The 2,360-nt window shown below is 78.6% G+C and carries 3 protein-coding genes; 1 reads left to right on the forward strand and 2 read right to left on the reverse strand.

What is annotated here, in order from left to right; translation table 11 throughout:
- A partial coding sequence (locus ABZ641_RS33420; RefSeq protein WP_359987993.1) for an RNA ligase family protein occupies positions 1–940 on the reverse strand: 940 nt, incomplete at its 3' end.
- A 73-nt stretch (positions 941–1,013) separates the two neighbouring features.
- Positions 1,014–1,643, reverse strand: a complete 630-nt coding sequence (locus ABZ641_RS33425) for a uridine kinase (protein WP_359987996.1) — start codon at positions 1,641–1,643, stop codon at positions 1,014–1,016.
- A gap of 92 nt (positions 1,644–1,735) precedes the next feature.
- On the opposite strand from ABZ641_RS33425, the gene ABZ641_RS33430 reads away from it, so the two are divergent.
- Complete coding sequence (locus ABZ641_RS33430; protein WP_359987999.1) at positions 1,736–2,239, forward strand: HD domain-containing protein; 504 nt, start codon at positions 1,736–1,738, stop codon at positions 2,237–2,239.
- The last annotated feature ends 121 nt before the right edge of the window (positions 2,240–2,360 follow it).

Consider the following 2,360-nt stretch of genomic DNA (forward strand, 5'->3'; position numbering starts at 1 on the left):
CCGGATCGCCTCCGTCGAGCGGGAGTTCGCCGTGCTCGACACCGCCGAGCCGGTCCGCGAGGTCCTCGACGGTGTCCCGGGCGATCTCGGCGGCGACCTCCGCCGGAGCGGCCGCCGGGCCGAGTTTGGAGACGGCGGCGGCCGCCCGGGCCGGGGTGAGCAGGACGGCCGCCTGCTCGACCAGCCAGCCGGGCACGCCGGCCGCCCCGCCGGGCGGGGCGGTGTACGGGCGGGCGCCGCGGTAGCGGGCGTCCTCGGCGAAGCCCGGCTGCTTGACCTTGAGCACCGGCCGGCCGACGGCCACCGGCACGGCCCCGGCGGGTTTCAGCACGTACCCCTCGGCGAGGTTGCCCGCCAGCGGCGGCAGGCCGAACCCGGCGGGGACGAGGCTCGGGAAGGCCGCGGGCAGCTCCTGCAGCCGTACCAGCGGTCCCTCGCCGAGCAGTGGGGCGCACGGCAGCCCGGCCGCCGCCGCGGCCCGGCGCAGCGCCGCGTCGCCGGCCCACCACCGCTCCCCGTGGACCTCCACCACCGCGTCGAAGACCGACCAGTGCAGGCCCGGCGCGTACCAGACGCCGGTCTGCACGGCCTGGGCGCCGTCCTGCGGCGGGACGGCCGGGTGCGGGTAGCGGCCGCCGAACAGCTCGCCGTACAGCACCACCCGCCCCGCGGCCCGGAGCTCCTCGCGCAGGGCCGCGGCGACGCGGCCGGCCGCCACCGAGAGGGCCGGCCAGATCCGGGCGAGGCCGAAGAAGCCGTCGAGTGCGTCACCGTCCAGCAGCGCGCGCCGCTTGGCCGCGCGGACCGCGCCGTCCTCGCAGAGCAGGGCGAGGTGGGCGCCGTGCACCTTCTCGGTGGCGGCCCAGGCACGGACGGCGGACCGGCTGAGCGCCGCCCGCTCCGGGATCTTCGGGTAGGGGGCGAAGGCGCTCTCGGACATCCGCCGAGCATCCCGGCCGGGCCCGTCCGGCGGCAACGGGATTACCCGCGGGGAGGGCCCGTGCCCTCCGTGCTCAGGGCTCGACGAGCGCCGGGTGCCGCGGGTCGTCGACCTTCACCGCCAGGTCGGCGGCCTCCCGCGGCCGGGTCTCCTCCTCGTAGCGGGCGAAGGCGGGCAGCGTCCAGCGCTCGGCCCCGGCGGTGTGCCGGGCGAGCGCGCCCGGGCCCATCGCGAGGTGGACCGTCAGCTCGAAGGGCAGCCAGCGGCCGAGCAGCAGCGGGCCGTCCAGCAGCAACACCCCGCCCGGCGGCAGTTCGGTGTACGGCGCCCGGGTGGCCCGGTCGGCGACGGCGTCCCACAGCGAGGGCAGCACCCGTCCGCTGCCGCCCGGGTCGAGCGGTGCCAGCACCTCGCGCAGCAGCGCGCCGTCGTCGAGCCAGAGGTCGTGGAAGGCGTCGGCGTCCTGCCGGCCGTACTCCAGGCGGATCGAGGCGGGCCGCAGGAAGTCCGCGGCGGACACCCGCAGCACCGGGCGGCCGCGCAGCCGCACCGGCCCGACCAGGGCGTCCGCGAGCGCGCCCGGCCGGGCGGCGGCCGCGCCGTCCACCGCGACCCGCACCCACGGCGCGTTCCGCGCGGCCTGCTCGACCCGGTCGGCGACCAGGGCGGTCAGCCGTTCCGCGGAGATCGGTGTCACCCGCACCCTGCTGCTCCTTCCCGTCGGCCCGGCCGACTATATTTCGCCGCGACTGACGGGCCGTCGGGGCCCGGCGCCGTACCCGAGGGGAGACCACCGTGGCCGAACCGGCCCTGGCCGACGTCGATGCCCTGGCCGCCCGTGCCCACGCCGGGCAGACCGACAAGATCGGCGTGCCGTACGTCGAGCACGTCCGGGCGGTGGCGGCCGGCCTCGCCCCGTTCGGCACCGGCCTGCAGATGGCCGGGCTGCTGCACGACGTGCTGGAGGACACCCCGCTGACCGCCGAGGACCTGCTGCGCGCCGGGGTGCCGTCCGCCGTGGTGGCGACCGTCCGGCGGGTCACCAAGGTCCCGGGCACGCCCTACGAGGAGATGCTGGCGCAGATCGCCGGCGACCACTCGGCGGCCCTGCTGAAGATCGCGGACAACGCGCACAACTCGCTGCCGGAACGGGCGGCGCAGCTGCCCAGGGCCGACCGCCTGCGGCTCGCCGAGCGCTACCGGGCCGCCCGCAGGGTGCTCTGGCCGGCGGTCGGCGAGGCCGACGTCCGGGCCGTCGTCGGCCTGGTCAACCCCGGTCTGCTGGCCGAGCTCGGCTGACACCGGCACCCCGTGGCGGTGGCGCGGCCGCCGGCCGCTGTGGCCCGCCGGCCCGGGCAGGAGCACGCTGGAAGCAGGAACGCGGCCGGCCCCGCCCGCCGCGGCGGCCCGCCGCCGGGAC

The sequence above is a fragment of the Kitasatospora sp. NPDC007106 genome, assembly GCF_040634455.1.
Classification (GTDB): Bacteria; Actinomycetota; Actinomycetes; order Streptomycetales; family Streptomycetaceae; genus Kitasatospora; species Kitasatospora arboriphila.